Below are 23,025 nucleotides of genomic sequence, written 5' to 3'. Positions count from 1 at the left end.
TCGACCGAGATTGCTGGTTGTTTTGACGCGCCCGAGGGCGCCGACGCGACATCATGAGTGTGAACTTGCCTGAGGAAAAGTCGTGGATGCTCGATTGAATGCCTTTCTGGAACGCGCCGATGCGTTTCTCTCCCGCCTGGAACCCCTGCTGCCCGCCACGCGCCAGGTGATCGACTGGGATCGTTGCCTGGCGGCCCGCTGGCAGCGTGAAGGCCGTACCGGCTACCTGTTGCCGCTGGAGGTCAGCCTGGACATGCGCCTGTCCGACCTGATCGGTGTCGACAAGCAACGCGAGCAACTGGCCCGCAACACCCGGCAGTTCATCGACGGCCTGCCGGCCAACCATGCGCTGCTCTGGGGATCGCGGGGCACTGGCAAGTCATCGCTGGTCCGCGCCTTGCTGGCAGAACATGCCGGTGCCGGCCTGCGCCTGATCGAGATCGAGCGCGATCACCTGGCGGACCTGCCGCGGGTGGTGGAACAACTGATGAAGTTGCCACAGCGTTTCGTGCTGTTCTGCGACGACCTCTCGTTCGAGTCCGGCGAAGGCGACTACCGGGTGCTCAAGAGCGTGCTCGACGGCTCGCTGGAGCAGGCCCCGGACAATGTGCTGCTGTACGCCACATCGAACCGCCGGCACCTGGTCCCGGAGAAGGAAAGCGACAACGAGAACTGGAAGCGGGTCGACGGCGAGCTGCACCCCAGCGAAGCGGTCGAGGACAAGATCGCGCTCTCCGACCGGTTCGGCTTGTGGCTGTCGTTCTACCCGTTCACCCAGGAGCATTTCCTCAGTGTGGTCGAGCACTGGATCGGCGAACTGGCGCTCAAGGCCGGGCTGAAGTGGCAGCGTGACGAGGAACTGGACATTCAGGCGGTGCGTTGGGCCACCGGGCGCGGCAACCGCAACGGTCGTTGCGCCTATCAGTTCGCGCGTTACTGGGTCGGATTGAAATTACTGGAGCAGGCACCATGATCGATTTGCAAAAGGCCGGCGCGGGTCTGGACGGCTACGGGCTGCTCTGTGCGCAACTGGAGTCGTTGCTGGCGGACGAGCGCGATTTCATCGCCAACGCGGCGCAGTTCTCGGCGTTCCTGTTCAACCAGCTGGACGACCTGAACTGGGCCGGCTTCTACCTCAATCGCAACGAGGAACTGGTGCTCGGGCCGTTCCAGGGGCAGATCGCCTGCGTGCGGATTCCCTTCGGTCGTGGCGTCTGCGGCGCGGCGGCGGCCAGCCTGCAGACCCAGCGGGTCGAGGACGTGCACGCGTTCGCCGGGCATATCGCCTGTGACAGCGCGTCGAACAGCGAACTGGTGGTGCCGCTGGTCAAGGACGGCAAGCTGATCGGCGTGCTCGACCTCGACAGCCCGCGCCTGGCCCGCTTCACCCCGGAAGATCAGGCGGGCATCGAGGGACTGGCGGCGATTTTCCTGCGCCTGACCGACTGCTGAACCGCACTCACGCCGTGAGCCCGGCCTTGGCCAGCAACCCCGGGACATCGATTTCATCGATCTGCTGGGGTTGCAGGTAGCGGTTGGCGTACTGCAGGTAGATTTCTTCGCGCATGAACAGCTCGAACAGTTCCGGATCGATATGGGCACCGCGGCACATGCCGGCCATGATGCCCAGCGCCTCGCTCAGCGGCTTGGCCTTCTTGTAGGGACGGTCCGCCGCAGTCAGTGCCTCGAAGATATCGGCAATCGCCATCATTCTTGCCGGCAGGCTCATCTGCTCGCGCCTCAAGCGTTTCGGATAACCGCTGCCGTCCATCTTCTCGTGATGGCCGCCGGCGATTTCCGCGACCGTGGACAGATGGCGGGGAAAGGGCAGGTGGCTGAGCATCATGATGGTCTGCACCATGTGATGGTTGACGATATAGCGCTCCTCGCGGGTCAGGGTGCCGCGGGGAATGCTCAGGTTGTACAGCTCGCCGCGGTTGAACTTGTGGGCCGGTACATCCAGCTGGAAACCCCAGGGGTTGTCGGCGGGCATCTGTTCGGCGGCGCTGCGTTCGAACAGGTGCTCGGGCTTGTCGGCCAGCAGGTGCTCGGTGGCGGGCAAGGGCGCGGCGGGACTGTTTTCCTGGCGCCGGTTTTCTTCCCAGGACACGCCCAGGCGATCGTCCAGGGTCCGTGTCCAGGTACGTCGGGCGATGCCGCGCAGGCGTTCCAGGTCGGCCTCGGCCATGGCCTCGCCACCCAGGTTGCAGCGGGCGACAAAGGCAAAGTCGGCATCCAGGCTGCTCAGGTTGGCATCGCGGGTGGCGGCGAGCGCCTGTTCGTCGCCGCCGTTTGCCCGGGCCTGCCAGTAGTCGATCCAGGCGTCGCGCTTGAGCACTTCGAAACGGGTGCGTATTTCGTGGATGCGGTCGTAGAGGGTTTCCAGCTTGGTGGCCTTGTCGACCACGTACTCCGGCGTGGTGACCTTGCCGCAATCGTGCAGCCAGGACGCCACATGCAGCGCCTCCCACTCGTCCGGTGAGGGCTGGTAGTCCTTGAACGGCGCCTGTTCGCTGGCCGCGGCGGCTTCGGCCAGCATCAGGGTCAGGACCGGCACACGCTGGCAATGACCGCCGGTGTAGGGACTCTTGGCGTCGATGGCCCCCGCGAGCAACTGGATGAACGCGTCGAGCAGCTGTTTCTGCCGCACCTGCAGATGCTGGCTCTCGATACAGGCCGCCGCCGCGCCCGAGACGGCGCTGATAAAGGCGATCCGGTCGGGCTTGAGGTTTTCCAGGTCGGCCTCGGTGCCGCTGTCGGGCAGCAGCAAGGCCAGGACCCCGACGGTTTCACCGTGGCGATTGTGCAGGCGAACGCCGATCAGGTGGACGCTCGGCGCTTCCAGGGCGAGCATGACCTTCTGCAGGTCGGCGGCCTGCTCGAAGCCCAGGGTCGCGACGGTACTGTCGTGGCTGTCGAGTCGACTCAGCCAGGCTTCGCGTCGGCTATCCGTCACGGCATCGCTGCGAATGGCGAAGTGCCGTGGGTCGTGCTGCTCGCCATCGATGATCAGGCCCTGCGGCTCAAGTCGCTGGTTCTCCGCGTTGAGCAGGTACAACAGGCCCGCGCGGGCCTGGCCGATCTTCATGGTTTCGTTGAGCACACGCTGCAACAACTGTTCGAAGCGGGTTTCCGCCGAGAGGCTGGCGGATATCTCGAAAAAACTGGCCAGGGTGCCTTTCATGCGGGTCATCGACACCGTCAGTTGGTCGACTTCCAGGACCGGCGAGTTCGGAGTGGCGGGGTAGTTGAAATCGAAGCTGCGGATCGCATCGGCCTCCCGCACCAGCGCCCGCAGGGGCTTGACCAGGAGTCTGGAGGTCAACCAGCCCAGTGGCAGGCACAGCAGGAGCGTGGCCAGGGTCAGCAGTGCCCCTTGCCAGCGGATCCGGTAGGCGTCTTCGAGCAGTTGGTCTTCCGGGACCAGCAGGGCCAGGTGCAGGCCGCTGGGACCACCCTCCGAGAGATTGCTGCGAGCCACGATCCAGCGTCGGTCCAGGGTGCTGAAGTGATTGCCGGGTCGGGTCGCCGGGTCCATGAAACGCTGCAACACCGGGCTCAGGTCCGCGACTTTCGCCAGTTGGCTGCCGCCCTGGTGGGTCAGGCGGTTGTAGTCGGGGTAGGCCACCGCGTTGTCCTGGTCATCGAACAGGACGATTTCGGTGTCGGGGGTGACCTTGTGCTTGCCCAGGGTCGCGGACAACTCCGCCAGGGTCAGGTCCGCGGCCACCACCACGGTCGAGGCGCTGCGTCGGGCAAGGGTGGTACCGACGTTGTGCGTCGAGAAAAACACATAGGGTTCGGTGGTGATCTGGCCTTCGCCCTCCAGGGCGCTGTCGAACCAGGAGCGCGTACGGGGATCGTAGATTTCCTCGGGATTCTCCTGACGGCTGATCAGCGCGAGGTTGGCGTCGTAGAACAGCGACTGCGATTGCAGGCTGCCGTCCGCGGTATTGCGTTCGATGCTCCAGACCTGGAAGGCCGCCGTGTCCGGGGCCTTGACGTAGGCGCGCAGGAGCGGATCGCGCAATGGCCGGACCATGAAAAAGTCGCCGCTGGTGTAACCCAGGTACAGCGAGGCGAGGTCGGGATTGTCGTTGAGGGCCTGGGTGAACGGCTTGAGCAAGGCCAGGCGCTGTTGCAGGTCGGAGGCCTGGTTGCGGCTGTCGATGGCCAGCAGGCTCAGCAGGTGGCGAATCGGCTGGTAGGTGTTTTGCAGGTCCAGCTGGACGTCGTCCTGGATCCTGCCGAAGAGTTTGTCGCTGCTGGAAAGGATGATGCGGGTGGTTTGCTGGTAGTTGAACACCCCCAGCAGCGCGCCGGTGAGCAAGAGCAGGCAGGTGAACAGGATGCTGATGTGGATGTGCAGGGGGAACCGGCGCCTGGGGGCGGGCATTGAACTGGGCATCGCAACTGTCTCCTTGGTGATGCGGTGCACTTGCTCAGCGTCCAGGCGGGCAACGGTTCGCCGAAGATCGGGCGGTCTCGTTTGTCGTGGGTCCTGCCGAGAGGGGGGGACTGTGCACGGACAATGCTCCGCCCTGGGTGTTTTTTACTCCATTTCAGAGGGTTTTGTCTGGTGGGGGGAACTCTCCTGGCCGGGATTTTTTTCCGGCAGTCGGGCCAGGTGCTGTTGCAAGGCAGCCTCCAGGGCTGACATGGCTTCGAGGATCGCTGCCCTGGCGTTGTCGATCACATTCGCGGAAACGTTCTGCTCGCAGGCTTTCTCCAGGTGTTCACAACGCTCGACCAGGGTCCGGGCCTGGATGATCCGGGCCGCGCCCCTGATCTTGTGGGCCATGTCCATGAACGCGCCGGGGCCGGACTGCAGCGGCAGTGCGATCAATTCGTCGCGATCGTTGCGGCAACTGTTGAGCAATTCGTCCATCAGCCGTCGCACCAGCAGCGGTTCGCCGCCGGTCAGGGCGTTCAGGCCTTCGATGCTGAAGGGGGGATCGAAGGGCAGCGGGCGCAGGTCGGCCAGCTTCTTGTTCAGTGCGGTCAGGCTGATCGGCTTGAACAGGCAATCATCCATCCCGGCCTGCAGGCAGCGGGTGCGCTCTTCCGGCTGGGCATTGGCGGTGAAGCCGAGCACCGTGCAACGCGGCCGGGCCTGTGCGGCTTCGTGTTCACGCAGGCGACGAGTCAGCTCATAACCGTTCATCACGGGCATGTTGCAGTCGACGATGACCAGGTCGAAGTGGCCGTCCTTCCAGGCCTGCAAGCCGGTCGCACCGTTCTGCTCGGTGCTGAATCGATGCCCGAGAAAGCCCAGTTGCTGGCACATCAACAAGCGATTGGCGGGATGATCGTCGACTACCAGCACATTCAGTTCATGCAGGGCCGGAGGGATCTCCGGCTCACGCTCGATCACGCCCTGGATCGGCTCCAGGCAGCCGAGCTTGAGTGACACCGTGACCTGGGTGCCCTGGCCGGGGACGCTGGAGAGGGTCAGGGTGCCGCCCATCATTTCACAGAGACTGCGACAGATCACCAGGCCAAGCCCGGCACCGCTGCGGGCCAGGTGCCCGGAGTTGTCGGCCTGGGCAAACGGCTGGAACAGACGCACCTGGTCGGCGTGGCTGATGCCGATGCCGGTGTCTTCGACCCGCAGTTGCACGTCGACCTGTTGCGGATCCGCGGCAGGCTGGATGTTCAGGCCGATGCTGATCTGTCCCTGCTCGGTGAACTTGATCGCGTTGCTGATCAGGTTGGACAGGATCTGCTTGAAGCGCAGCGGATCGACCAGCACGTCGCACGGGCGGTTCTGTGTCGGCGCCAGCATCACCAGGCTCAGGCTTTTCTGTCGGGCCAGGCCATCGAACACACGGGCGACCGAGTCCACCAGTTCGGTCAGGTTGACGCGTTCCGGGGACAGGCTGAGGCGGCCGGATTCGATGCGGGCGATATCGAGGATGTCGCCGATCAGTTCCAGCAGGTCCTTGGCCGAGTTGTAGGCGACCTCGATGGCGGGGCGGTCGAGATGGCCCTGGTCCGCGCGCCTGAGGGTCAGTTCGAGCATGCCGATCACCGCATTCATCGGCGTGCGTATCTCATGGCTCATGGTTGCCAGGAAGGTGCTCTTGGCCCGGTTGGCGTCGTCCGCCTGTTCCTTGGCCGAGCGCAGTTCCTCGAACAACTGGCGTCGTTCGCTGATATCGATCCAGCCGCCGATGATCCCCTGCACGTCACCCAGGGAGTTGCGGTAGGGCAGGATCCAGTGGTAGATGGCCAGTTCCCGCCCGCCGATATGCAGGGTGCGATCACAGATCAGCGGCGTGCCTTCGTCGATGACCCGCAGGTAGTCGGCCTGGTACTCGTCGGCCTCCTGCTCGTTGCCAAGGGCCCGCGCGCCGTCCTGCACGCTTTTGCCGACGACATCTTCGAGCTTCGCCGAGAATGCCTCCAGGTAGCTGTCGTTGCAGGTCTGCAGTAGGCCCTGGCGGTCGCGCACGTAGATCGGGTGCGGGGTGCCATTGACCAGGGCCCGCATGAATTCGAACTGGTCGCTCAGGGCCCGCTCCGCCAGTTGGCGCTGGCGGATCTGGCGGCGCATGTAGGCGTTCCAGGTCAGCGACAGCAGCAACAGCACGCTGGCGCCGATGACGACCTGGATGATCAGGCGATGATAGTTGCGCCAGTAGCTGTCGGAAGCCGGCGTGTAGCCGCGCCAGCGGCTGTTGACGATGCCCAGTTCGTCAGGCGCGATGCTCAGCAGTGCCTTGTCCAGGATCGAGCCCAGTTCGGTGGCGCCGCGTGCGGTGGCCAGGGCGAAGACCGCCTGCTGGGTGCCGATGGTGGCGCTGATCTGCAGCTTGTCTTCGAACACCTGCGAGGCAATCAGGTAATTGGCGATCACCAGCGAGCCCACTGCGCCTTCCACCTGACCCTGGGCGAGCAGTTCGACCGCCTTGAGGCTGTCATCGGTTTCCACCAGGCGGATCTGCGGGAAGTCGTTGCGCAGGTAGTCGGTCAGCGGGTTGCCGCGGGTGATGGCCAGGCGCTTGCCTTGCATCTGGTCGAGGTTGCCGGGGCTGTCCTTGCCTTTCGCCGTGAGCAGGACGAAGGAGTTCTCCATGTAGGGGCGGCTGAAGTGCAGGAGGTTTTCCCGCGTATTGGTCGGGCTGATGGCGGCAATGACGTCGGCCTTGCCGCTGCCGATGCGGCCGATCATGTCGTCCAGGCTGCGGGACTTCTGTATTTCGAAGCGCAAGCCGGTGCGCAGGCGGATCAGTTCCAGCAGGTCGGCCGTCACCCCGCGAAAGTTGCCATCGGCATCGAAGAAGGTAACGGGCGCGAGGGCCTCGTTGACCACCACCCGCACCAGCGGATTGGCCTTGAGCCACTGTTCCTCGCGGTTGGTCAGTTGCAGCTTGTGGTCGGTCAGCAGGATATCGCTGCCAGCGCTCCAGCGTTGGGCGATGCTCTCGCGTTCGCCGGTGGGGATGGCCTGCAGGATGCTGTTGAGGATGCCCAGCAGCAGCGGGTTGTCGCCCCGTACGGCAAAACTGAAGCCGTAGGCTTCGTGCTTGCCGAAATTGGCCATTTTCACATTGCGCAGGTAGCCCTTGTTGATCAGGTAGTGGGTGGAAATGGTATCGCCCAGGAAGACATCGGCCTGATCGAAGGCAACCGCATTGATGGCATTCAGGTAGGAGGGGTAGAACTGGATGATCGCGTCGGGATACAGCGTCTTGATTTCATCCAGCGGCAGGTAGTGGTAGACCATGCTCAGGCGCATGCCGGCCAGGCCGTCGGTCAGTGAGCGGGTCTCGCCCTCGCGGGTGACCAGTACCGGCTGGTCGACGGCATAGGGGATGGACAGTGCGATGTTCTTGTTGACGGCTTCGAAGCCATTGGCACTCCCGAGCAGGTCGATCTTGCCGTCCTCGAGGGCCTGGATTGCCGCTTCGCGGGTTGCAAAGCTCTGTACCTTGACGGGCAGGCCCATGGCCCTGGCGAGAATACCCGCGTAGTCCGCCGTGATGCCCTCGTAGTCACGCCCGCTGACCGTCATGTCGAACGGCGGATAGTCCGGGGCCGAGGTGCCCAGCACCAGCGTGCGGTGGTCCTCGATCCAGCGGCGTTGTTCCTTGTCGAACCGTACCTCGAGATGGCCGCTGCTCGAACGGCTGAGCAGGGCGAAGTGGGTGACATCGCCGGTTTCTGCAAGCGCTGACAGGCACAGGAACATTCCCGTGATGATTGCCAGATAATCCTTTAAGCGCGTGGGCATCCGTTTTCTCACACTACCGCGTTGCGTTTGGCCATTTCGATCAGCTCTACCAGGGATTTGGCTTTCAGTTTTTGCATCAGGCGTTTCTTGTAGGTACTGACGGTCTTGTTACTGAGGAACATGCCCTTGGCGATTTCCTTGTTCGTCCGCCCTTGGGCGAACAGTTGCAATACCATCAGTTCCCGGTCGTTCACCAGTTTGAAAAGTTCCATTTCCGGATTTGTCGCTTCATCTTTTCGTCCACCGATCAACGCCTGGCTAGGGAAGTAATTGTAGCCGGATAATACCGCTTTCACCGCGCTCATCAATTCGCTCAAGTCTTCCGTCTTGCAGACATACCCGGCGGCTCCCGATTGCATGCAGCGAATGGCAAAGAGCGAGGGCGACTGTCCGGTCAATACCAGCGTTTTCAGCGAGAGGTTCATTCCGTCCAGGCGGGCCAGGACTTCCAGCCCATCCAGCTTGGGAATGCTGACATCGAGAATGACCAGGTCCGGCATGCATTCGCGCACCATCTGCATCGCATCGACGCCATTGTCCGTCTCGCCAACTATTTCATAACAATCTTCCTGTTCCAACAATATCCTGATGGCAAGGCGGACAACGGGGTGGTCGTCGACGATAAAAACCGAGTTCATAATAAAATCCCATACGAGCTTCGTAGAAAGCGCGCACATTAGCTCAGTTGCACCCCGAGGCGCATGAATAGAGGCGCCTACAGAAGCTGTATAGGAATATTCCTACTTTAATTAGGCTGTTGACTTACGCTCTTGGCAAGCCAAAGGTGGAAGTGCGCGACCTTTTAGATTTTTTGGTTATGAATGTTGGTTTAGTGTTTGTGGTTTTTTATAGATTCTTAGGAAGTATCCTACAGATAGGTGGATCGGTATTTGTAATATTTATGTACTTGGATTGTGTACCTTGGCGGCATGACTGAAGTGTTTTCCTCACGCTGAATGATTTTTCGTCATCCGCTGCCTTTCAAACGCCAATATGTTTTTCAGCGCGAGGCCATTGAGGGGTTTGGTCAGGCAGCCCAGCAAGGGGATATTGCGCGACACGGCCGCTTCGCTGAGCACCTGGAGCTCTTCGAGGCTGAGACTGCTGAGCAGGATCGCCTGTTTGATCTTGCCGCGCTGATTGGCGGTCTGGATCAATTCGAGTCCCAGCAGGTCGGGCAGGCACTGGTCGCAGAGCATGAGGTCGAAGGGCGCCGGCGAGGCCTCCATGGCCGTCAGGGCTTCGGCTGCGTTTGAGGTCGGGGTGAGGAGATGGTAGCCGTAGCTGTTGAGCAGGCTCTGTGTCGCGGCCAGTTGAAAGGGATGATCCTCCACCAGCAATACACGCAGGTTTTGTTTGGACATGCGATTTTCCAGGCGAACTACCTACTTCGAACAAGGCTTCAGGAGCAGGCGTGGAACAGGGGGGTGGGCCTGAAGTCGGGCGCTTGTTGAGCGAGGGGTCGGATTGAGTCCGGGTGGCAGACTAAGAGGGAATGGATTATTTCAGCGGGTCCAACATAGTCTCCATCAGGTGATTCCGGGGCAAATGTAGGCTTTCTCCGTGTGGGACGCGGGCATCGCTGTTCGCTCGCGGGCCCGCCGGCTTGGCGCCAGCGGGCCCGCGGGATCACTGGGGACTGGAGCGGCCGGTCATTTCCCGGGCCATTTCGCTGGCGTAGCTGTCGGTCATCCCGGCGATGAAGTCGATCATGCGCAGGAACGAGGTGTGCAGCGGCCAGTCCGGGTGAGGTGCATTGTTGCCGAGCAGGTCGAGGATCCGCCGGTGCTTGAACGACGGCGTACGGCCGCCATGCTGCTCCAACGCGGCGCCGCAGAACGCGTTCAGGAGGATTTCCAGGGTGGTGTAGGCACCGATCTCGTGGAGCGTCTTGCGCTTGTCCTGGAAGATCTTCTTGCGCGCGATGTCCTTCGCGTTGAGCACGCAGCGCTTGGCCGGCCCGTGCATGTGTTCCACCAGGTCGCCCGACAGGGTCCCGGCGAGCAAGGCGTCCTGCTGTTCGACAAAGGCCCTGGCAGCGGCGTTGGTCAGGTGCTCGATGGCCTTGCCGCGCAGGATCGCCAGCTTGCGCCGCCGCGAGTCCTGCGGACCCAGTTGCCGGTAGGTTTCCGGCAGGTCGTCGCCCACCAGCCCGAGCAGCAGCGACTCGACTTCCGCGTAGTTCAGCAGATCCATCTCCAGGCCGTCCTCGAGGTCGATCAGGGCGTAGCAGATGTCATCGGCGGCCTCCATCAGGTAGACCAGCGGATGCCGCGCCCAGCGCTGTTCTTCCAGCTGCGGCAGGCCGAGCTTCTGGGTGATCTGTTCGAGGATCGGCAATTCGCTCTGGTAGCAGCCGAACTTGTGCTTCTTGTAACCCAGGGAATCGGCGTGCCGGGCGGTCCAGGGGTACTTGAGGTAGGTGCCGAGGGTTGCGTAGGTCAGGCGGGTACCGCCGTCGAACTGGTGGTATTCCAGCTGGGTCAGCACCCGGAAACCCTGGGCGTTGCCTTCGAAATTGAGGAAGTCGGCACGCTCGGCGACGCTCATGTCGTCCAGCCAGCCACGCCCGGCCGCCTGCTGGAACCAGTGGCGGATCGCATCCTCGCCGGAATGGCCGAAGGGCGGGTTGCCGATGTCGTGGGCCAGGCAGGCCGATTGCACGACCATGCCCAGGTCGCTCGGCTCGCACCAGTCGGGCAGGGCGCCGCGCAGGGTTTCGCCGACGCGCATGCCGAGGGAGCGACCGACGCAACTGACTTCCAGCGAGTGGGTCAGGCGGGTGTGGATATGGTCGTTGCTCGACACCGGGTGCACCTGGGTCTTGCGCCCCAGGCGCCGGAAGGCTCCGGAGAAGATGATACGGTCATGGTCTTTGTGGAAAGGGCTGCGTCCCAGCTCTTGCGGGCTGTGCAGGGGCTTTCCCAGGCGTTCGCGGTTGAGCAGGGTTTGCCAATCCAAGGCGCGTTCTCTCCGTCGGGTGATTGAACCACCAGCTTCCCGGTTAGGCGGCGCGCCTGCAAGCAAAAACTACAAGCCGGCGGCGTCGATATCGATCAGCAGCAGACGCTGGCCGTTGTCGAAGAACTGTCCGGCGGTCAGGCAATACTGGTTGCTGGTGGCATCGCGGTAGGTGCTGGACAGGGTCAGGCGGCGTTCATCCCAGCCTTCGGCCAGCAGGTGATAGAAGTACGGGCGCCATGACCAGTTGTGGCCCAGGTAGCTGCTGTCGGCGTGCCAGGCATGGTTGCGCCACTCCAGGTTCGGCGTCAGTTGCGTGCCGTGCCGGTCGCATTGGTAAAAGCGCAGCAGCCAGGGATAACTGTCGAGTTGCGGCAACTGGCTGATCGGCGCCTGGGCCTGGGCCCAGGCCTGGAGGATGCCCATCAGCTCGCCCAGTTGCAGGCGCAGGCTCATCAGTCGGGCCCGCTCGGCGAGTTTTTTCTGTACATAGCGTTCACGCAATTCGGCGAACCGCGCGACGAAGGCATCGCTGGGGAAAAAGTCCAGTTCGGCCCTGGCAAACAGATAGCCCTGCACGTAGCGTGAACCGCACTCCAGGGCGAAATTCAGCTCGGCTTCGGTTTCCACCCCTTCGGCGATGATCCAGCAGCCGGTCTTTTCCGCCATCTGCGCCAGGGCCTTGACCACTTCGCTGCTCGGTCCGCCACGGGCGGCCGCCTGGAACAGGCGCATATCGAGCTTGAGAATATCCGGCTGCAGGGCCAGGACCCGATCCAGTTGCGAATACCCGGCACCGAAATCATCGATGGCGATCCGCGCGCCGGCTTCGCGATAGCGGCTGACCGCTTCCGAGAGGCGCGAGCTGTCACCGCTCAATTCGGTGATTTCAAAGACGATACGCCGTGGGTCGACACCGTGCTGCTGCAGTTGTTTCAGGCTCGGCAGGGCCTGGCCACTGCTCAGGCGGCTGATCCAGCGGGGGGACATGTTGAGACTCAGGAACCACTCCGCGGGGGCTTCGTGCAGGCGGCTCAGGGCGTTGTCGCGGATCTGTCGGTCGAGGCGACGCAAGGCCGCGGACGGCGTGCGCGGGTCGGCGAACAGCGGTCCCACGGAGGTCAGTTGCCCATCGGCCTGGCGCAGTCGGCCAAGCGCCTCGACGCCGGCGATGCGTCCGGTGGCGGTATCGATAAAGGGCTGAAAGCAGGCGAGCGGTTGCCCGTCGATCACGGAGCCTCCTTGGTCGGTGTTGTGGGGCTGGCTGGCACACGGGCAGGGTGGAATGGCGCGAACCACGGAAAACCGCCGTCGGTTCGCGTTCGATCCATTGCTACTGCAAGAATGCAGCCAGATTCGCCGGGATCAGCGTTTGCCGGATGAGCCTTGCAGTGCCAGCCTGATCAGCGGAAGCAGGCTGGTGCCCAGGCGGATCAGGCGGGACAGGCCATTGAGGCCGCTGCCCTTGGCGCCCTTGCCGCCGAGAAAGCCCAGCAGGGTGACCACGCCGATCCCCCATAGCGGGGCGTGCTTGATACCGAGATTGTCCTGCCAGTTCTGGCCCAGGCCGCGCATGCGTTGCAGTGGTTGCAGCAACTGCCCGGACTCATGGCGGATTTCCTGGCGGTGCATTTCCATGCGCAGGCGAATCAGCGCCTTGCGCATTTCCCGGCGCGAGCTGTTCTGTTTCAGTTCGGGGGCACTCATGGCAGCAGTCGCTCGCGGTCGTTGGCCAGCTCTTCGAGCGTGGCGTGGAAGGGAGAGGACTCATCGAAGATCGCCGCCTTCAGGCGCAGGCCACAAAACAGTGCCGCCAGCGTGTAGAAGGCGCACAGGCCGATGATGCCGGTCAGGCGATAGGTGTCCCAGACCAGGATCAGCACCAGTGCCGAAAGGCCGATCAACAGCAGCAGGGCGAACACCAGCGCCAGTCCGGCGAACAGCAGCAGGCTGACGGTGCGGGCCTTCTGTTCCTGCAGTTCGATGCCGAACAGCTCGACATGGCTGTGCAGCAGGCCGAGGAAGGCGGCGCCCAGGCGGCGCGTGGAGGAGCGGGTGCTGCCCGCTTCATCGCTCGCCATGATCAGCGCCGCGTGGCCAGCAGGCCGATCAGGAAGCCGATCCCGGCGGCGATGCCGACGGACTGCCAGGGATTGGCCTGGACATAGTCCTCGGTCGCCACCACGGCGGCCTGGCCGCGCTCGCGCAGGGACGCCTCGGTCAGTTGCAGGGTCTCCCGGGCCTTCAACAGGCTGTCGTGAATCTGCGCGCGCAGCTCGTCAGCCTGGTCGCCGGCCAGGGTCGCGGTATGTTCGAGCAGACGTTCCGTGTCGCTGACCAGGGTCTGAAAATCCGCCATCAGTATTTCCTGAGCAGTCTTTGCCGTTTTGCTGACCATGGTGTTCTTCTCCTTGAGAGGCGTTGTGAAAGGCGTGTGACAGGTTCGAGTACAGGCCGTGGGCGAAGGTTCACTGCGATCGGCTGGTACAGGTTTTGCTATGTGCTGGTGCGTTGTTGCCGATGCGTGCGCCGTATCTGGGCGTCGATCGGCGGGAACCCGCGAAAACCTTACCCTAAATAATCAAAATACGCGGAAAAAACCGAAGTGGTCCCTGACCCTGTTCTTCGCCCTGCGCCAAAGCGGTTCGCCGCCAGTCGCCGATTGCGCCAATAGAGTGCGAAAAACGGGCGCGTTGAACAGCTTTGGTGCTTTTCCCTGACTTCAGGTCTGCCGTCTCCATGGAAAATTTGCAAAGCGCTGTGGACACTCTGGTCCATGGCTCCAATACCCTGTTCATCCTGATCGGCGCGGTCATGGTCCTGGCCATGCACGCCGGTTTTGCCTTTCTCGAAGTCGGCACCGTACGCCAGAAAAACCAGGTGAATGCGCTGTCGAAGATCCTCAGCGATTTCGCCATCTCGACCCTGGCCTATTTCTTCATCGGTTACTGGATCTCCTACGGCGTGAGCTTTCTGCACCCGGCGGCGCAGATCAGTGGCGATCATGGCTATGGGCTGGTGAAATTCTTCTTCCTGCTGACGTTCGCCGCGGCCATTCCCGCGATCATTTCCGGCGGGATCGCCGAGCGTGCACGGTTTGCCCCGCAATTGTGCGCCACGGCGCTGATCGTGGCATTCGTCTATCCCTTCTTCGAGGGCGTGGTCTGGAATGGCAATTTCGGCCTGCAGGCCTGGTTGCTGGAACGCTTCGGGGCGAGCTTCCATGACTTCGCCGGCTCGGTGGTGGTGCACGCCATGGGCGGCTGGCTGGCGCTGGCGGCGGTCCTGCTGCTCGGGCCGCGCCAGGGGCGTTACCGCGATGGACGACTGGTGGCGTTCGCGCCATCGAGCATCCCGTTCCTGGCCCTGGGGTCATGGATCCTGATCGTCGGCTGGTTCGGCTTCAACGTGATGAGTGCGCAGACCCTGCAAGGCGTCAGCGGCCTGGTGGCGGTCAACTCGCTGATGGCGATGGTCGGCGGCACGGTGGCGGCGCTGATCATCGGTCGCAACGACCCGGGCTTCCTGCACAACGGGCCATTGGCCGGGCTGGTGGCGATATGTGCCGGTTCCGACCTGATGCATCCGGTGGGTGCGCTGGTGACGGGGGCGGTGGCCGGCGGGTTGTTTGTCTGGTGCTTTATCGCCACCCAGAGCAAGTGGAAGATCGACGATGTCCTGGGTGTCTGGCCGCTGCACGGCCTGTGCGGCGTGTGGGGCGGGGTGGCCTGCGGGATCTTCGGCCAGCAGGCGTTGGGCGGGTTGGGCGGTGTCAGCCTGATCAGCCAGTTGATCGGCACGCTGTCGGGCGTGGCGGTCGCGCTGATCGGCGGTTTTGCCGTGTACGGCGCGATCAAGGCGGTGCATGGCCTGCGCCTGAGCCAGGAAGAAGAGTACTACGGCGCCGATCTGTCGATACACAAGATCGGCGCGGTCAGCCAGGACTGATTCAGCCCCCGAGCAGGCGTGCCTCGCACGCTTCGATGGCGGCCAGTGTCCCGGACATCAGCACGGTATCCCCGGCGTGCAGGGCGGTATCGCCGTCCACCTCGAGTTCCTTGCCGGCGCGCTGCAGGCCCTGGACCTCGACGCCCAGTTGTTCGAGCTCCAGGGTATTGATCGACTGGCCGCAGGCATGGGCGTCGACGGCCAGGTTCACCGCGTGCATCAGCACCTTGGGCTGGCCCTGGGTGCCGAGCAGGTTGGTCTGCGCGCCGTGATAGAAACCGCGCAGCAGCTTGTAGCGGGTGTGCCGGACCTCATTGACCCGGGCCTGCACCTGCGGCTCGGCAACCCCGAGCATGATCAGCGCGTGGGAGGCGAGCATCAGGCTCGACTCCAGCAGTTCCGGGACCACTTCGTTGGCACCGGCGGCCTTCAGCTCGGCGAGCTGACTGTCGTCACGGGTCCTGACCAGGATCGGTACTGTCGTATTCAAGTGGCGGGCGGCCTTGAGGACCAGCATGGCGATATCGGTCTTGTCCACGGCGATCACCAGCAGCCGCGCCCGTTCGAGGCCGACGGCGGCCAGCAGGTCGCCACGACGTGAGTCGCCGTAGTGCACGCAGCTTTCACCGGCCGCCGCCTCGCGCACCCGTACCGGGTCGTCGTCGAGGGCGACGAAGCTTTGCTGTTCCCGGCGCAGGAAACGCCCGATGGACTGGCCGACGCGCCCGTAGCCGCAGATCACCACGTGCCCGTGCAGTTCTGCGTTCAGCGCGCTGATCTCCTCGAGCCGGGCCTCCTGGTTCGGCTTGCGGTGCAGCCGGGCGGCGATACGCGGGGCGGCCCGCAGCAGCAGTGGGGTGAGGACCATGGAGCAGAAGGTCGCGGCCAGCAGCAGGCCGCTGATATCAGCCGGCATCAGCTTGTTCTGCTGCATCTGGGCCATCAGCGCAAAGCAGAATTCACCGCCCTGGGCCAGGGCCAGGCCGCTGCGCCAGGCGGTTTCCGCATCGCTGCCGCGCAACCTGACCAGCAGCGCCACGATCGCGCCCTTGATCAGCAGCAAGGCCAGGGTCAGGCCGAGAATCAGCAGGCCGTGGTCGGCGAACAGTTGCAGGTCGATCAGCATGCCGATGCTGACGAAGAACACCCCCAGCAGGATGTCGCGGAACGGCCGGATATCGGCTTCGATCTGGTGGCGGTAGTGGCTTTCCCCCAGCAGCATGCCGGCAAGGAACGCCCCCAGGGCCGGCGAAAGCCCCAGCAGGTGGGTCAGCCAGGCGGTCAGCAGGACGATCACCAGCGCCAGCAGGACAAACAGTTCCGCCGAGTGCGATGCGGCGACCTCATGGAACAGCCGTGGCAGCAGCCAGCGGCTGGCCAGCAGCAGGCCGACGAACAGCACCAGGGTTTTCCCCAGGGTGATCGGCAGCGCCCAGTACCAGGCCTGGTCGCTGCTGCCGGCGAACACCGGGACCAGGGTCAGCAGCAGGACCGCGATCACATCCTGGAACAGCAGCACGCCGATCGCGTTCTGACCGTGGCTGCTGAAGATCTCGCCGAGACTGGTCAGCTCCTTGCTGACGATTGCCGTTGAGGACAGGGCGAGGCCGGCGCCGAGCATCAGCGCCGCCACCAGCGGCATGCCGAAGAACACCAGCAGGCCGCCCAGCGCCGCACCGGTACAGGCCACCTGCAGGCTGCCGAGGCCGAATACCACGCGGCGCAGGGCGAGCATTTTCGACAGGGAGAACTCCAGCCCCAGGGAAAACAGCAGGAACACCACGCCCAGCTCGGCCAGGTCCGGCAGGTTCTCGTTGTCGTTGACCCAGCCGAAGGCGGTTGGGCCGACCAGCAGGCCGACGCACAGGTAGCCCAGCACCGGTGGCAGTTGCAGGCGCCGGAACAGCGCAATCACCACCAGTGACGAGGCGAGGATGATCAACAGATTGGCAAACACAAGCGTCTCCGGTCAGGACCGACAAAAAAGCCGCCAGCATCATGCAGGCGGGCAGGGCATCGATTGATGGCGGTCATCGTTTCAAAGCAATGTCTCATATTTGGCACGGTTCGCTATGCTCAACTTCGGAATGCCAGGGGGAGGCGTCCTTTCAGCGAGTAGACGACGGAGAGGAGTATGGAGCGTCTGTATTCTCTGCAGGGCCTGAGGGGCGCGGCAGTATTGGGGGTGGTGCTGTTTCACATGGCGGCGGTGGAGCTCAAGTACTCCGGTGGCGATGCGTTGCTGCCGGCGCTGGTGGACTTCTTCCAGTTGGGCGTCGATCTGTTTTTTGTCATCAGCGGTTTCGTCATGGTGATCGTCACCCGTGGACGCTTCCAGGACAAGGTCCAGGTCCAGCGTTTCCTGTTCAACCGGGTGTCGCGGATCTACCCCAACTACTGGCTGTATTTCTTTATCACCCTGGTGGTCTATCTGTTGTCGCCGACGCTGGTCAACAGCTCCCATGGCGGCTCGAACCTGCTGATGTCGTTCCTGCTGCTGCCCAACGAGCGCGTGCTGCTGGTGATGGTGGCCTGGTCGCTGGTGTTCGAATTGTGGTTCTACCTGGTGTTCAGCCTGCTGCTGGCCTTGCGCGAGCGCTGGCTGCCCGTCCTGCTGGCGATATGGGCGCTGGCGCTGGTGCTGTTCAACCTGCTGGACTCCTGGCAGGACTATTCGCCGGCGCTGAAGATCGTGCTGCATCCCTATGCGCTGGAATTCATCGTCGGCAGTGCGCTGGCCCTGTTCTTCTATGGCCGGCACAGCGCGCGGGTGCCGACGGCGGTGGTCTGGCTGATGTTCGCCGCGAGCCTGCTGGTGGGTTTTCCGCTGATCTACCACTACCAGTTGTTCTTCAGCGAAGGGCTGGTGCGGATGCTCGCGGTCGGCCTGGTATTCGGTGCCCTGACCCTGTCACTGGTGCTGCTGGAACGACGCCAGCTGATTCGTTTTCCACAGCCCCTGGTGTTTACCGGCGACATGTCCTACACGATCTATCTGTCGCACTTGCTGGTACTCGGGGTGATCGGCCGCGCCTGGCTGGTGATCGGCAACTGGCCGGGGAGCCTGCTGGACAACCTGCTGTTCCTGATACTGATGATGGTCGCAGTGCTGTGCTACGGCTGGGTCGGCTACTCGTTCTTTGAAAAGCCGGTACTCGACCGCGCGACGAGCTACTGCAAGCGCCGGTTCCGCGGCGCGACATCGCGCCAGCAGACCGATGCCGCGGGACGACAGGTGAAGAACGATGGCTAAAGCCCTCAACGGCAACCTGGATGCGCTGAAAGTCCTGCTGGCGGTATTCGTCGTGGTGCTGCACTGCCATTTCATGGGCGGCAACTACACGGCGCCGGGCTATGTGCTGTGCAACGGCCTGTTCCGGGTGGCGGTGCCGACCTTTTTTGTCATCAACGGCTATTACCTGTGGCAGACCCTTGCCCGCGGCCACTCGTTCGCGCTCTGGTTCAAGCGCGGCCTGCTGCTGTACCTGTTCTGGATGCTGGTCTACAGCCCGACCTACACGAGTTTCGCCGCCCTGGGCAGTGTCGGCGGGGTGCTGGCGATCCTCAAGCAGTTCGTGATCGGTTATTTCCACCTCTGGTACCTGGTGGGCATGCTCGGCGGCGGGCTGATCCTCTACCTGTTGCGCCAACGGCCAACGGGCCTGCTGATGGTGCTGGCGCTGGGGGCATTCACGGTGGGCCTGGTGCTGCAATATGCGCGGGTCTATTTCGAATTGCCCAATGCCTTTCTCCAGCACTTCAACCAGAACGACTATACCGCCCGCAACTTCCTGTTCATGGGCTTTCCGTTCATGGCCCTGGGGTTTGCGCTGGCCCGCCACGGGGTGCCGGAAAAGGTCACGCGGGGGCAGGTCTGCGGGGCATTCACCGTCGGCCTGGTGCTGGTGCTGGGCGAGGCCTGGCTGAATTACTCGCATCAGGCCGATGCCCGGCAGAACTTCGATTTCCTGGTGTCGTTGCCCTTGACCACACCGGCACTGTTCCTGCTGCCGTTCGTGTTTTTCCGGGCGTCCACCAGCACTCTCAACGCCAAGCTGTCCTCGGCTCTCTACTACGTGCACCCGCTGTTTCTCTACGGGGCACTGTCGATGGGGTTGGCGTACGGCAACACCCTGACCGCCGTGGTCCTGGTCCTGGCCTTCCTCGCGGCGCCGCTGCTGATCCTCGCCAGCCGGCGCGCGCGGTTCATTCTCTGAGGCCGGCTCGACTGCCCCGGGCGACGGGCCTAGAATGAACCTTCATCATGTCCCGGACCCTTTGCCATGCTTCCTGAATGCCAATTGTTCGGCACCCTGGGTTGCCATCTCTGTGAAGTCGCCGAAGCGGTGCTGATGCCGCTGGTCGAACACGGCCTGATGGTCGAACTGGTGGACATCGCCGACAGCGAAGAGCTGTTCGAGACCTACAGCCTGCGGATTCCGGTGTTGCGCCGGGCGGATAACGGCGCGGAGCTCGGTTGGCCTTTCGATGCCGAGCAGGTCGTGGCCTTTGTGCGCTGAATCCTTCCCCTGAATCCCCGCGATCAACGCTGTCCCGACCCTTCTGTTTCATCAAATTGCCTGAGCTTGCACCCGCAAAACGCCTGTGCTTACGTCGCGTCATGACGTTTTGATGCAGCACGTTCGGTGGTGCAGGGAGGAAGTGAGATGAAAGGGAGGCAAGTGTTGCTGGTCAACCAATTGGGCGGACGCAAATTTCTCGCGACATTGGTGGTAGGTGTAAGCACCGCGACCTTGACATGGTATGGAAAGATTGATGGTGCAACCTATGCCATGGTGATCCTGGGCACGGTGGGTTCGTTCATCGGCGGCAACGTCTATGGAAAGGTCCATCCCAGGGAATCATGACCGCAGTGTGCGGCCGGTAATCCGTTGGCGGATTACGAAAAATTCAGTTACTGTATATTCATACAGTTTTCGTCTCGGTGTTGGGACAGGATGTCCACCATGACATGCGCACCCAGGGACGAAACCAGGAAAGATCAAGAGGGTAAAAGCATGGTCAACGTCGAACAATTGAAAGCCAGCGTGAACCGCATGTCCGCGGATGTCGTCCGCGAAGCGGTGCTGGAGTTGCGCCTCGATGGGCTGGTGACGGAGGGCAAGACGCCGTTCAACAAGCTGCATTTCAACACCTGCTTCGCGGAAATCGAGGCGTTGTTCCAGCGGGCGGGCTATCACCGCCAGCTGGATGTGGTGGGGTACCAGGGATTGCTCTATGCGCTGTACGATCCGGGGCGCTGGGAAGCGGTGGATGTGTTGCGCTGGCTGAAGGACTACACCGAGGCGGCCGGCGCGACCCTGGTGAAGAGCCAGCTGGCGGCCGGCTGAGGTCTGGCGGCGCGATTGATTGACGGGGCGCCCGGGTCTTGCCGGATAATGCCGGCCTAGCCAACCGTTCGAGCCCCGTCATGTCCGCTTTGCCTTTCAACGCCGCCGAAAACCAGGCCAGCACCCTGTACCTGCCACCGGGTGCCTGGTCCACCGTGCTGGAGTGCCTGTGCGAGCACTTCCAGGCCATCGGTCGCGAGCAGTGGCTCGACCGCATTGCCCGGGGCCGGGTGCTCGATGCCGAGGGCCGGCCGATCACGGCACAGCTGGCCTATCGCGAAGGCCTGAAGATTCATTACTTTCGCGAAGTGCCGAACGAGACGCCGATTCCGGTCACGGAGACGATCCTCTACGCGGACGAGCACCTGGTGGTGGCCGACAAACCGCATTTCCTGCCGGTGACCCCGGCCGGCGAATATGTCGAGCAAACCTTGCTGCGCCGGCTGATCCGCCGGCTGGACAACCCCAACCTGGTGCCGCTGCACCGGATCGACCGGCATACCGCCGGGCTGGTGCTGTTTTCGGCCAATCCCGAGAGCCGTTCGGCTTACCAGTCGCTGTTTCCGACCCGCCGGATCGAGAAGCGCTACGAGGCGATTGCCCGTGCCTTGCCCGAACTGTCCTTTCCGCGGGTCCACAAGAGTCGCCTGGTGGAGGGCGAGCCATTCTTCCGCATGCGCGAAGGCGAGGGCGCCAGCAACACCGAGACAGCCATCGAAGTGGTCGAGCGGAACGACGGTCTGTGGCGTTATGCCCTGTACCCGGTGACCGGCAAGAAACACCAGTTGCGGGTGCACATGGCTGCCCTGGGCGCGGGAATCTGCAACGACCCGTTTTATCCACAGGTGCTCAAGGACGTCGAGGACGACTACGCCAATCCGCTCAAGCTGCTGGCCCAGGCCTTGCGTTTCATCGATCCGGTCAGTGGGCAGGAGCGTCATTTCGAGAGCGAAATCATCCTGCACTGGTGAATCGGCGCGGGTGAACCGGGTTCAGTCCGGCATGGCGTGGGCCGCGCCGACCACCGCGCGCAGGCCCAGCAGGTAGCTGTCGACGCCGAACCCGCAGATCTGCCCCACGCTCACTTCGGCCAGCACCGAGGGATGGTGCAGGGTCTCGCGGCCGTGGATATTCGCCATGTGCAGTTCCACCACCGGGACCTTCAGGCGCGCCAGGGCATCGCGGATATCGTAGCTGCTGTGGGCCCAGGCCCCGGCATTGATCAGCACGGCGTCGACATGCTCGCTGGCGCCTCGTTCGATGCGGGCGCACATCGCCCCTTCGTTGTTGGTCTGGTAGCTGGCGACGTCGACCTGCAGTTCCCTGGCCAGGTTCAGCAAACGGGCGTCGATCTGCTCCAGCGTGATCCCGCCATAGCGGATCGGTTCGCGCTTGCCGAACAGATTGTGGTTGATGCCGTGGAGCATGAGGACTTTCATGGTTCGCCTCTCGTAGGGGCCCCTTTGCGCAAGGACACAAGGCCTGGACAGGGTTCTCCATAGAATAGGCGTCGGCGCCGGGTTGCGCCTGCCGACGGCCTTCTGGTCGTCGGAAACGACAAAGCCCGCACAGGGCGGGCTTTGCAGGGGGCTTGCGAAGGGCTTACAGCTCCTTGACGGTGCGCACCTGATCCTTGTTGATGCGGGTGTTCTTGCCGTCCAGCTGCTTGAACTCGTAGAAGCCCGATTCGGAATCATATTTAGGAGTGTCCACGGCCTGGATCTCACGCCCGTCGTTCAGGGTGATCACGGTCGGCGATGAACAGCCGGCGAGGGTCGCCAGGCCCATGGTCAGCATGAGTGCGGCGAGGGTCCGTTGAGTCATGGTGTTTCTCCAGAAAGAATTCGGATTGATTACTACTGAGACGACAGCATTTTCAGCAAGTTCCTCACCCGTGTCCATCCGGCAGGCTGTCGCAATGCTGAAGCAGACGCGGAGTGTTGAGATTGGCCAGCCGCGGATCGTCCGGCGGGCACTGCAGGGCCTGGGCCTGCAAGGGCAGCATGACCTTGCGCGGGCTGCGCTCGCCGGTTGCCCAGGCACTGGCGAACGCTGCGACCAGGGCCACGGGAATCACGCACAGCAGCGGCTCCCAGTGTTCGCCCTGGCGCACCATCAGCGGCCGGTCCGGGTGCTGGCCGGCCGCGTCGAGCATGCCCTGGAGCAGGTCGCGATCGACCTGCGGCACATCACAGGGCAAGACCAGCAGGTGCGAGTGGCGAGCCACCGCCAACCCGGCACGAATCCCGGCCAGGGGCCCGGGGAAATCGTCGCTGTCGTCGGATACCAGGCGGTCGGCGTAGGCCGCGTAGCGTTGCCGATTGCGGTTGCAGGAAATGATCAGGTCATCGGTCAGCGGCCGTGTCGTCGCGTGCAGATGGGCGATCAGCGGCTGGCCGCGCCATTCCAGCAGGCCCTTGTCCTGGCCGCCCATGCGTTGGCCACGGCCGCCGGCCAGGAGCAGAATGGAGACATTGATCAGCGACATTGCAAGCCTCGACGGGGACGATGACGGAGCCGGCCAGAGCC

General features: G+C 63.2%; 22 protein-coding genes. 9 read left to right on the top strand and 13 right to left on the bottom strand.

Annotated elements, in window-relative coordinates; all coding sequences use genetic code 11:
- The first annotated feature begins 82 nt into the window (after positions 1 to 82).
- Together HX881_RS13790 and HX881_RS13785 are read left to right on the top strand one after the other, a co-directional pair.
- Positions 83 to 973, top strand: coding sequence for an ATP-binding protein (locus HX881_RS13790; protein ID WP_042935253.1), 891 nt, complete (start codon positions 83 to 85; stop codon positions 971 to 973).
- A complete protein-coding gene (locus HX881_RS13785) occupies positions 970 to 1,452 on the top strand; it encodes a GAF domain-containing protein (protein WP_017125882.1) in 483 nt (160 codons plus the stop codon). Before HX881_RS13790 ends, HX881_RS13785 begins: the two co-directional genes overlap by 4 nt.
- A 7-nt stretch (positions 1,453 to 1,459) precedes the next feature.
- Here HX881_RS13785 and HX881_RS13780 read toward each other — a convergent pair whose 3' ends face one another.
- The 9 genes from HX881_RS13780 to HX881_RS13740 form a co-directional block, all read right to left on the bottom strand.
- Complete coding sequence (locus tag HX881_RS13780) at positions 1,460 to 4,408, bottom strand: HD domain-containing phosphohydrolase (RefSeq protein ID WP_177085006.1); 2,949 nt, start codon at positions 4,406 to 4,408, stop codon at positions 1,460 to 1,462.
- A gap of 144 nt (positions 4,409 to 4,552) precedes the next feature.
- Complete coding sequence (locus tag HX881_RS13775) at positions 4,553 to 8,236, bottom strand: transporter substrate-binding domain-containing protein (protein WP_177085004.1); 3,684 nt, start codon at positions 8,234 to 8,236, stop codon at positions 4,553 to 4,555.
- An 8-nt stretch (positions 8,237 to 8,244) separates the two neighbouring features.
- Positions 8,245 to 8,874 (bottom strand): response regulator transcription factor, encoded by a 630-nt coding sequence (locus HX881_RS13770; RefSeq protein WP_042935256.1) that lies wholly within the window; start codon positions 8,872 to 8,874, stop codon positions 8,245 to 8,247.
- 309 nt (positions 8,875 to 9,183) lie between these two features.
- A complete protein-coding gene (locus HX881_RS13765; RefSeq protein WP_017125886.1) occupies positions 9,184 to 9,600 on the bottom strand; it encodes a response regulator in 417 nt (138 codons plus the stop codon).
- A 265-nt stretch (positions 9,601 to 9,865) separates the two neighbouring features.
- Complete coding sequence (locus tag HX881_RS13760; protein ID WP_017125887.1) at positions 9,866 to 11,197, bottom strand: deoxyguanosinetriphosphate triphosphohydrolase; 1,332 nt, start codon at positions 11,195 to 11,197, stop codon at positions 9,866 to 9,868.
- Positions 11,198 to 11,266: 69 nt separating this feature from the next.
- A complete protein-coding gene (locus tag HX881_RS13755) occupies positions 11,267 to 12,430 on the bottom strand; it encodes an EAL domain-containing protein (protein WP_017125888.1) in 1,164 nt (387 codons plus the stop codon).
- Between the two features lie 132 nt (positions 12,431 to 12,562).
- The gene (locus HX881_RS13750; RefSeq protein WP_017125889.1) at positions 12,563 to 12,904 is read right to left on the bottom strand and encodes a hypothetical protein; all 342 of its coding nucleotides are present in this window, start codon (positions 12,902 to 12,904) and stop codon (positions 12,563 to 12,565) included.
- Positions 12,901 to 13,278, bottom strand: a complete 378-nt coding sequence (locus tag HX881_RS13745; RefSeq protein ID WP_017125890.1) for a phage holin family protein — start codon at positions 13,276 to 13,278, stop codon at positions 12,901 to 12,903. The genes HX881_RS13750 and HX881_RS13745 overlap by 4 nt, the downstream gene beginning before the upstream one ends.
- A gap of 2 nt (positions 13,279 to 13,280) precedes the next feature.
- Positions 13,281 to 13,595 (bottom strand): ElaB/YgaM/YqjD family protein, encoded by a 315-nt coding sequence (locus HX881_RS13740; protein ID WP_017125891.1) that lies wholly within the window; start codon positions 13,593 to 13,595, stop codon positions 13,281 to 13,283.
- A gap of 341 nt (positions 13,596 to 13,936) precedes the next feature.
- Between HX881_RS13740 and HX881_RS13735 the strand changes: the two genes are divergently transcribed.
- The gene (locus HX881_RS13735) at positions 13,937 to 15,145 is read left to right on the top strand and encodes an ammonium transporter (RefSeq protein ID WP_042935257.1); all 1,209 of its coding nucleotides are present in this window, start codon (positions 13,937 to 13,939) and stop codon (positions 15,143 to 15,145) included.
- A gap of 1 nt (position 15,146) precedes the next feature.
- Here HX881_RS13735 and HX881_RS13730 read toward each other — a convergent pair whose 3' ends face one another.
- On the bottom strand, positions 15,147 to 17,102 hold the full coding sequence (locus tag HX881_RS13730; RefSeq protein WP_177085002.1) for a monovalent cation:proton antiporter-2 (CPA2) family protein: 1,956 nt from the start codon (positions 17,100 to 17,102) through the stop codon (positions 15,147 to 15,149).
- 177 nt (positions 17,103 to 17,279) lie between these two features.
- On the opposite strand from HX881_RS13730, the gene HX881_RS13725 reads away from it, so the two are divergent.
- The 6 genes from HX881_RS13725 to HX881_RS13700 all read left to right on the top strand — a co-directional run bounded on the left by HX881_RS13725 (position 17,280) and on the right by HX881_RS13700 (position 21,467).
- Positions 17,280 to 18,398, top strand: a complete 1,119-nt coding sequence (locus HX881_RS13725) for an acyltransferase family protein (RefSeq protein ID WP_017125894.1) — start codon at positions 17,280 to 17,282, stop codon at positions 18,396 to 18,398.
- Positions 18,391 to 19,362, top strand: coding sequence for an acyltransferase family protein (locus tag HX881_RS13720; protein WP_177084999.1), 972 nt, complete (start codon positions 18,391 to 18,393; stop codon positions 19,360 to 19,362). The genes HX881_RS13725 and HX881_RS13720 overlap by 8 nt, the downstream gene beginning before the upstream one ends.
- Positions 19,363 to 19,428: 66 nt before the next feature.
- Positions 19,429 to 19,665: a glutaredoxin family protein gene (locus tag HX881_RS13715; protein WP_177084998.1), complete on the top strand. Its 237-nt coding sequence runs from the start codon at positions 19,429 to 19,431 to the stop codon at positions 19,663 to 19,665.
- Between the two features lie 162 nt (positions 19,666 to 19,827).
- On the top strand, positions 19,828 to 20,013 hold the full coding sequence (locus tag HX881_RS13710) for a hypothetical protein (protein WP_244861828.1): 186 nt from the start codon (positions 19,828 to 19,830) through the stop codon (positions 20,011 to 20,013).
- A 150-nt stretch (positions 20,014 to 20,163) separates the two neighbouring features.
- Entirely contained in the window at positions 20,164 to 20,496 is a 333-nt protein-coding gene (locus HX881_RS13705; RefSeq protein WP_017125898.1) for a hypothetical protein, read from the top strand.
- A gap of 80 nt (positions 20,497 to 20,576) precedes the next feature.
- Positions 20,577 to 21,467: a pseudouridine synthase gene (locus HX881_RS13700; protein ID WP_177084996.1), complete on the top strand. Its 891-nt coding sequence runs from the start codon at positions 20,577 to 20,579 to the stop codon at positions 21,465 to 21,467.
- Between the two features lie 21 nt (positions 21,468 to 21,488).
- On the opposite strand, the gene HX881_RS13695 is transcribed toward HX881_RS13700, so the two are convergent.
- From HX881_RS13695 to mobA, 3 genes are all read right to left on the bottom strand, one after another.
- Positions 21,489 to 21,935 carry a type II 3-dehydroquinate dehydratase gene (locus HX881_RS13695; RefSeq protein WP_177084994.1) on the bottom strand — a complete coding sequence of 149 codons (447 nt, stop codon included), beginning with the start codon at positions 21,933 to 21,935 and terminating at the stop codon, positions 21,489 to 21,491.
- 163 nt (positions 21,936 to 22,098) lie between these two features.
- Positions 22,099 to 22,320 (bottom strand): YgdI/YgdR family lipoprotein, encoded by a 222-nt coding sequence (locus HX881_RS13690; RefSeq protein WP_017125901.1) that lies wholly within the window; start codon positions 22,318 to 22,320, stop codon positions 22,099 to 22,101.
- A gap of 64 nt (positions 22,321 to 22,384) precedes the next feature.
- Positions 22,385 to 22,984, bottom strand: coding sequence for a molybdenum cofactor guanylyltransferase MobA (gene mobA, locus HX881_RS13685; RefSeq protein ID WP_177084992.1), 600 nt, complete (start codon positions 22,982 to 22,984; stop codon positions 22,385 to 22,387).
- Positions 22,985 to 23,025 lie beyond the last annotated feature (41 nt).

The organism is Pseudomonas gingeri, assembly GCF_013386115.1.
Classification (GTDB): domain Bacteria; phylum Pseudomonadota; class Gammaproteobacteria; order Pseudomonadales; family Pseudomonadaceae; genus Aquipseudomonas; species Aquipseudomonas gingeri.
Note: the sequence above shows the minus strand (reverse complement) of the source record. Positions and strands in the feature narration are given on the sequence as shown.